This is a genomic window from Paenibacillus sp. J22FR5, assembly GCF_059691975.1.
Window position 1 is genome coordinate 1 of sequence record NZ_JCAUAN010000059.1, and the last position, 7,668, is coordinate 7,668.

8 protein-coding genes are annotated in these 7,668 nt (G+C 44.8%); 6 read left to right on the forward strand and 2 right to left on the reverse strand.

The features are described from left to right. The first annotated feature begins 613 nt into the window (after positions 1–613). The 6 genes from AC58P7_RS33020 (at position 614) to murI (ending at position 6,165) form a co-directional block, all read left to right on the forward strand. The gene (locus AC58P7_RS33020; protein WP_497350306.1) at positions 614–1,702 is read left to right on the forward strand and encodes a lactonase family protein; all 1,089 of its coding nucleotides are present in this window, start codon (positions 614–616) and stop codon (positions 1,700–1,702) included. Further along, positions 1,699–2,013 carry an MGMT family protein gene (locus AC58P7_RS33025; protein ID WP_497350307.1) on the forward strand — a complete coding sequence of 105 codons (315 nt, stop codon included), beginning with the start codon at positions 1,699–1,701 and terminating at the stop codon, positions 2,011–2,013. Before AC58P7_RS33020 ends, AC58P7_RS33025 begins: the two co-directional genes overlap by 4 nt. A gap of 26 nt (positions 2,014–2,039) precedes the next feature. After that, positions 2,040–2,852 carry a transcriptional regulator gene (locus tag AC58P7_RS33030; RefSeq protein ID WP_497350308.1) on the forward strand — a complete coding sequence of 271 codons (813 nt, stop codon included), beginning with the start codon at positions 2,040–2,042 and terminating at the stop codon, positions 2,850–2,852. A 1,073-nt stretch (positions 2,853–3,925) separates the two neighbouring features. Next, complete coding sequence (locus AC58P7_RS33035; RefSeq protein ID WP_497350309.1) at positions 3,926–4,456, forward strand: ATP-dependent Clp protease proteolytic subunit; 531 nt, start codon at positions 3,926–3,928, stop codon at positions 4,454–4,456. 127 nt (positions 4,457–4,583) lie between these two features. Continuing rightward, positions 4,584–5,354 carry a Cof-type HAD-IIB family hydrolase gene (locus AC58P7_RS33040; protein ID WP_497350310.1) on the forward strand — a complete coding sequence of 257 codons (771 nt, stop codon included), beginning with the start codon at positions 4,584–4,586 and terminating at the stop codon, positions 5,352–5,354. Between the two features lie 37 nt (positions 5,355–5,391). Continuing rightward, entirely contained in the window at positions 5,392–6,165 is a 774-nt protein-coding gene (murI, locus tag AC58P7_RS33045; RefSeq protein WP_497350311.1) for a glutamate racemase, read from the forward strand. Positions 6,166–6,239: 74 nt separating this feature from the next. Here murI and greA read toward each other — a convergent pair whose 3' ends face one another. Both greA and AC58P7_RS33055 read right to left on the reverse strand, forming a co-directional pair. Next, complete coding sequence (gene greA / locus AC58P7_RS33050; protein ID WP_497350312.1) at positions 6,240–6,710, reverse strand: transcription elongation factor GreA; 471 nt, start codon at positions 6,708–6,710, stop codon at positions 6,240–6,242. A gap of 97 nt (positions 6,711–6,807) precedes the next feature. Beyond that, entirely contained in the window at positions 6,808–7,437 is a 630-nt protein-coding gene (locus AC58P7_RS33055; RefSeq protein ID WP_497350313.1) for an SDR family NAD(P)-dependent oxidoreductase, read from the reverse strand. Positions 7,438–7,668 lie beyond the last annotated feature (231 nt).

Here is a 7,668-nt window from a genome sequence, read left to right on the forward strand (position 1 = left end):
TTTAGCGGACAGATACCACGATTTACGGAATGTTTCATGAACCGCCGTATACCGAACGGTACGTACGGTGGTGTGAGAGGTCGGGGGCTAGCCGCCCCCTCCTACTCGATTGACGGGCGGCCCACGAGTCGCGAAAGGGAGCGAGGATTCACTATTTGAGCGTTTCTAGTCGAATTTGAATCTAAGGGGAACGTCGATGCGCTATTCCAGTAAATTTGACCAAGGTTGGCTGTTTAAGCGGTAAATAAGGTATCCTCGTTCCCCTTGATCTTGTTTTCTGCGGTTTGGAGGCGAATAGTGCAATGAGGTTCCTCTTGATGTTTCGGAGGCCGCCAATTAGAACGAAATACTAGGCAATTTAACATACTAATCTCTACAACCCGTCAATTTAAAGAATCCCATCAGTTTCCGATAGCCCACCAATGTGAGCTAAATATTAGTCACTTTAACATGCTAATCTCAGCGAATCCGCCAATTTTAGCAATCCCATCAGTTTCCGAATAGCCCATTAATCTGAGCTACTTCACATTCCTTCGTTCACCAAACAGTTGCCCACACGATGTGGATTTGAGATAATGCTCGTAGTGAAATGATATGAATGGGAGTGACTTCAGTGGTCAAGCAACAAAACAAGAAGCAAACTTTGGCATTTATCGGGTCCTACGCCGATGCGAAGAATCCGGGGGTATATACGGCACAATTTGATGCAGAAACAGGTAGCTTAGCGCTTACCCATAACGTAACGGGTCTCCAAAATCCAACCTTTCTAGCTGTCGATGCAGCAAATTGGCGATTATACGCACTAGCTGAGGGTGTTGGTTCAGAAGGTCAGAAATGCGGAGCAGCTAGCGCCTACGAGATTCAGCAAGAAACAGGCGAATTATCTTTGCTTAACCAGGAAAATACCCTTCCTGCAACGACTTGCCACATCCAGTTAGACAACACGAATAAAGTGGTGATGGTTACCAGTTATCATGGTGGTATGGTTGGTTTATCTCCTATTTTATCCGATGGACAAATCGGGACTTCCGCTGATATTCAGCAGCATCAAGGTGCCAGCCTTCTTCCGGTTCAGGATCGGCCGCGCGCGCATTCCGTTTTCGTAGATCGAGCCAATCAATACATAGGTGCATGTGATTTAGGTCTTGATAAAATTATTTTATACAAACTTGATCTTACTGCTAAACGTCTTCTACCACATGGCGAAGTGTCTGTTGCGCCTGGTTCAGGGCCGCGCCATTTTGCTTTTCACCCCTCCTACAAGTACGGGTATGTGATTAATGAGCTCGGTTCTACGGTTACAGCATTCAGCTATGATGAGGAACACGGTAAACTGACAGAAATCCAAACGATTCCCACCCTACCAGCCTCCTACGATGGCGAAAATGGGTGCGCAGACATCCACGTCTCACCTGACGGACGTTACCTTTATGGTTCCAACCGCGGACACGATAGCATCGTGGTGTATGCTATTGACGAGCAAACAGGAAAACTATCAGTCGTGGAATATGCCCCAACTTTAGGGAAGCATCCACGTAACTTCGGGATTTCGCCTGACGGACGATTTGTTCTTGTAGCGAATAAAGACTCCGACAACATCGTTAGCTTTGCGCGCGACGAGTCGACTGGGAAGCTAGTCCCAACAGGCAGTGTACTTGAGATGTCTCAGCCTGTATGCATCAAGTTCCTTCCGGTACAATGACACCTTTTACGGAGAGGGTTCTCCAAGTCATCCGATCCATACCCGAAGGAAAAGTGATGACATATGGCCAGATTGCTCGGCAGGCTGGGAGTCCAAGAGCAGCTCGGCAAGTTGTGCGCATTCTGCATGCCATGAGCAAAAAACACCGTCTACCCTGGCACAGAGTCCTCAACGTCCGAGGAGAAATCGCGATCAAGGATGATGAGGGTGCACAGCTGCAGCGGTTTTTGTTGGAAGCAGAGGGCGTTCAAGTCTTGGATGATGGGAAGGTGTCACTGGTAGACTACCAACTTCAAACTGATGAGGAATGAATAGGGTTGTGTGACCCCTTAGTACGATGAATTGGCAAGAAAGCAACAATCCAAGTATACTTAAATTAAATAATGTTAAGCTGGTCGTGAAGCACACGCCGCTTTCTTCATGGTTTCTGAGGAGCTATTCCTTTCAGAGATCGTGTGGAGAGCGGCGTTTTGTTTTGAACCAACATATGGAGGAGATGGATATGATGAAATTTGAACAAGCATTTGAGACATTTATGGCAAAACAAGTAGCCCAAGAGACGAACAATCGCAGACGGGAACGGTTAGAACGTGGGCTAGGTCATGCGGAAATGGAATTTCTCCGATCCATATGGTATGCACAAGTTGGCAACTTCAATGACTTGTACCCAGAATGGGAGGTTCGTGACTTTGCGAACGGCTATCGCTATATCGATTTTGCTTATATGCCGGGGAATGCAAAAGGCTGCATCGAAATCCAAGGCTACGGCACGCATGCACGTGATCTTGAGCTGTGGAGGTTCAAGGACCTTTGCATTCGGCACTCCCACCTTGCGTTAGACGGCTGGCTCGTTCTCCCCATTGCATACCCTTCGATCGTCGAAGCGCCGAAACAGTGCCAGCAGCTCATACTCTCGCTAATTGGCAAATTCATCTCAACAGATGTATCTTCAACGCTACCTTGGCTAGAAAGTGAAATTATTCGCTTCGCTAGGAGAAAACTCCGTCCATTCACTGCTCCAGAACTATCTGAACATCTTAAAGTTAGCAAAAGACACGCTAGGACACTTTTGCACAGCTTGTGTGATATGCAATTATTGATTGTATCAAGCGGTAAAGAACGCGCGCGCAGCTATCAACTCCATGTCTAGCTAATTAAGGGGAACGTAGGTGCACTATTGAACTCAAAAACAGACTAAAGTGAGATCAAGGGGAACGAGAATGCTCTATTCTTATCGGAAATGGCAAAATCAGAGCAAAAGAAATGAAATAGTGAACCCACGTTCCCTTTAATTCCAAATATGTTACACAATGCTCGGATTGCGCATCCTCGTTCCCTTTCGAGTAGGAGGAGGTGGAGGTGGAGGTGGAGGTAGAGGTCAGTAGAAATATGAAGGGGAACGTCAGAGCACTATTGAACTCAAAAACAGACTAAAGTGAGATCAAAGGGAACGAGAATGCTCTATTCTTATCGAAAATGTCAACATCAGAGTAAAAGAAATGAAATAGTGCACTCACGTTCCCTTTAATTTCAAATATGTTACACAATGCTCGGATAGCGCATCCTCGTTCCCTTTCGAGTAGGTGGAGGTAGAGGTCAGTAGAAATATGAAGGGGAACGTCAGAGCACTATTGAACTCAAAAACAGACTAAAGTGAGATCAAGGGGAACGAGGATGCTCTATTCTTATCGAAAATGGCAAAATCAGAGCAAAAGAATTGAAATAGTGCACTAACGTTCCCTTTAATTCCAAATATGTTACACAATGCTCGGATAGCGCATCCTCGTTCCCTTTCGAGTAGGTGGAGGTGGAGGTCAGTAGAATTATGAAAGGGAACGTCAGAGCACTATTGAACTCAAAAACAGACTAAAGTGAGATCAAGGGGAACGAGGATGCTCTAATCTTATCGGAAATGGCAAAATCAGAGCAAAAGAAATGAAATAGTGCACTCACGTTCCCTTTAATTTCAAATATGTTACACAATGCTCGGATAGCGTATCCTCGTTCCCTTTCGAGTAGGTGGAGGTGGATGTCAATACTACGAAATCGCCTGCATTCTGACCAATTAGGCATCTACTTTCCCCTTCCACAGTGGAAAAGGCATTTCCAGCCGCACTCCCCCTTCTCGCCCAAAAATCTGAAAATAGTGTTCAACTAGTTACAAAGGTTACAATTCGAGAATAGACTACTGTAATACAAGGCCATACGGACTGGAGGCATGTTATGAGTGACAGAACCCTTTATCTATTCGATGGCATCAATAAGACTTCTGTGAAAATGATTGTCGAGCAAATCATGAAAATTAATCAATATGATGATGACAAAGATAAGAAGGAAAAGGACTTCAAACGCCTGCCAATCGATCTAATCATTAACAGCAATGGAGGCAGTGTTTACGATGGCTTCGGGCTTATCAATGTGATTGAGAACAGCAAAACCCCTATTCACACCTATGTGTACGGACTGGCGGCAAGTATGAGCCTATTGATCGCGGTCAGTGGGCACAAACGGCACGCAGGTAGGTTGAGTACCTTCATGTATCATTCCGTTTCAACACATATTGATGGACATTTAGAGCATTTGAAGAATCGAGTGGATGAAACGCAGCGATTGCAGAATATTTATGATGAGTACATTTTGTCCAAAACCAATTTGCAAGCCGAAGAGCTGGACAGTGTGAAGGAGCATCAGCGGAATTGGTACTTAAGTCCGGAAGAGGCTTTGACCTATGGTATCATCGACAGCATCGTATAGGCATAGCGGGAGAGAAGCCCAAGGGATTCTCTTTTTTCTTTGTTTTTTCTCGGCATATGGTGTTTAATTGAGAGAAAGAGAGAAGGAGCGGCAGGTGCTGCTTCCGAATGAAAAGGAGAACCCTACTGTGTACAAAATTGTATTTTTTGATATCGACGGTACGTTAATCAATGAGGACAAGCAGGTGCCAGAAAGCACCGTCAAGGCTATTCACGAGTTAAAAAAGAGCGGCATCGAGCCCGTTATAGCAACTGGACGAGCCCCTTATTTCATTAAGCCTTTGGCTGAGCTGCTGGGGATTGATTCCTATGTATGTTTAAATGGCGGCTATGCGGTTTACAAAGGTGAGCCTCTTTACCACCGTGTGATCGCAAAAAGCGCTATCGAAGCATTGGTTGAACTTGCTGCAGCAAACCAGCATTCGCTTGTATTTGAAGGGGAGCATGCCTTTGCGACGGATGCGGAAGATCATCCATTTGTGAACAGCTCCGTATCCTCATTGAAGGTTGATTTGCCAAGTTATGATCCGCATTTTTGGAAGTCGAACGATATTTATCAAATTTTCCTCCATTGTGAAGCGAAGGATGAACATTTGTACGAAGGCTTGCTTTCGGAGTTTAAGCTTATCCGTTGGCACCAACATGCGATGGATGTGCTGCCCGCTGGCGGATCCAAGGCACAAGGCATCGCCGCAATGCTGGAGTTGGTAGGCTTGAAGCCAGAAGATGCGGTAGCTTTCGGAGACGGTCTGAACGATATGGAGATGCTCTCTTATGTCGGTTTCGGTATCGCAATGGGCAATTCGCATAAGGATTTATTGCCTTACGCGGATCACGTAACAACACATGTGGATGAAGAAGGCGTACGAAATGGTCTTATTACAGCAGGACTACTCTAGTCTATAGGACAGAACGATACGAATTAGGGTGAATAGGATGAAAATAGCTTTTTTTGACTCCGGGCTCGGAGGAATCACGGTTCTAAACGAAGCCATGAACAGAATGCCTCATGAGGACTTTATTTATTTTGCAGATACCGCGCATGTGCCTTATGGTACGAAATCGAAAGATGAAGTTCTGACCTTCGTCAAGCAATCTGTTGATGCGATTATTCAAGAAGAGATTAAGGCGCTTGTGATCGCCTGTAATACAGCAACCAGTATCGCGATCGCGGAGTTAAGAAAAATCTATAAGCTCCCCATCATTGGGATGGAGCCCGCAGTGAAGCCAGCCTTGGAGATGAATCGTTCATCTGGTAAAAGGGTGCTCGTATTCGCAACGCCGCTGACGCTGCAGGAAGCGAAATATAGAGAGCTCGTATCCCGGATTGATGATATGGGCATGGTAGATTCGCTCCCGCTTGCAGAACTCGTGGGATTTTGCGAAAATCTCATCTTTGACGGCCAGCAAATGATAGACTACTTCATGGCTACATTGGAGCCTTTTGACCTGAGTACCTATGGAACTGTCGTGCTTGGTTGTACGCATTATCCATTTTATCAAGGGATTTTGAGCCGGATTCTGCCTAGCCATATTGAAATTGTAGATGGCAGCAGAGGTACAGTGAATCGCTTGATGCAAGTTTTGGAGGAGCGCGATCAGTTACTTGAAATGGGAAATGCTCAGGTGAAATGGATGTGTTCCAGCTCGGACACCTCCTACATACAGAAGATGGAGAAGGCGCTTGCGTTTCTACAATCGACACAATGAAAAAAGCAGTCAATAACTAGAATGTCTAGTTACTGCCTGCTTTTCTTTGTTGTGCGATACTACACAAATCGCGGTTAGATCCGAATCTCGAGCAGCTCATAAGAGATGATCCCCATCGGTGCATTCACACTAATGACATCGCCTACAGACTTATTCATTAGGGATATTCCGAGCGGACTTTCGTAGGAGATTTTATTCTCATTGACATCAGCTTCCGATGTGCCCACGATTTTGTACTCGATTTTTTCCGCGAATTCCACATCATTCAAAACAACCGTGGATCCAACTTGGACCTTGGAAGTGCCGGTGTTTTTCACGACCTTTGCCTTTTTGAGCATTCGTTCAATCGTCAGAATCCGTGTTTCCATGAAAGATTGATCATTCTTCGCAGAATGATATTCGCTGTTCTCTTTTAGGTCGCCGTAGGAGATCGCCAACTTGATACGTTCTGATAATTCCTTACGCTTTACTGTTTTCAAATCCTCAAGTTCTAGCTCTAAACTGCGCAAACCCTCAGGGGTCAAAATGATTTCATCATTGGACATCGTCAAGCACCTCGTTTCATTCGATATTAGCTATACTACTAAAGTCCATCAGGATAGTAAAGCAATCGGCATGAGGAATTAATTGAGAGGGCTTTTTTTAGGACGATTTACTTTGCGTAGATTTACGAATAGCCGCCCCAAATATCTTAAGAATCGATTCCCTTGGGAGAATCCGAGCGAGAAGTGCAGTTAACACATTGTTGCCCCCATCAAGGACGTAAGTATTATGTTTGCCAAGGGCTTTCAATGCCGTATCAACGACTTGTTCAGGGGTCCGCTTCGTTTTCGTTTCAACTTCCTTGGCTGTATCAAAAAACTTCGTATCCGTAGGTCCAGGGCATAGGGCCAAGAACTTAATACCTTTATGACGATACTCTTCCCATAAGGATTCAGTGAACGAGAGTACGAAAGCTTTGGTTGCACTGTACACGGAGCAATAGGGGAACGGGAAGAAGGCCAATAAGGAAGCCAAATTAATGATGGCACCTTCACCCTTTTGAACCATAGCAGGTAAAAAGAAATGCGGTAACTCAACAACAGCCGTAATATTCAAAGTAACCTGTTGATGATAATTGTCCGTTGAATGGGTTAGAAACTCTCCGCTCAAGCCAAAGCCAGCATTGTTGACAAGCAGATCGACATGTTTGCCAAGCTGTTGTGTTTGCTTATACACTTCGGCCGCGGCATTTGTACAGGTTAAGTCAATAGCGATGACATTAACTGATATTTACTAATATCTCCAAATGAAAGAGAACCTGCATAATAATTGATAGACAACACTTACTTCAGCTACTATACTAACATAACGTGGGAGCAATTTCTGCAGATAAAGTCTGAAAAATCGATATTTTTTCTACGACGGCAAGATCATATAACAGGATTTTCCTGCACCTTTAGCGAAGTTAATTATGTGGTTAATTTTCACCAAAGGGGTTGTCTACTTTGCTCGTTAAAGATC

Excerpts from the sequence above, each read along its gene's own strand:
- greA (WP_497350312.1), bottom strand. The coding sequence starts at position 6,710 with ATGTCCAATGATGAAATCATTTTGACCCCTGAGGGTTTGCGCAGTTTA.
- AC58P7_RS33035 (WP_497350309.1), top strand. The coding sequence starts at position 3,926 with ATGAGTGACAGAACCCTTTATCTATTCGATGGCATCAATAAGACTTCT.
- murI (WP_497350311.1), top strand. The coding sequence starts at position 5,392 with ATGAAAATAGCTTTTTTTGACTCCGGGCTCGGAGGAATCACGGTTCTA.
- AC58P7_RS33030 (WP_497350308.1), top strand. The coding sequence starts at position 2,040 with ATGAATTGGCAAGAAAGCAACAATCCAAGTATACTTAAATTAAATAAT.
- AC58P7_RS33025 (WP_497350307.1), top strand. The coding sequence starts at position 1,699 with ATGACACCTTTTACGGAGAGGGTTCTCCAAGTCATCCGATCCATACCC.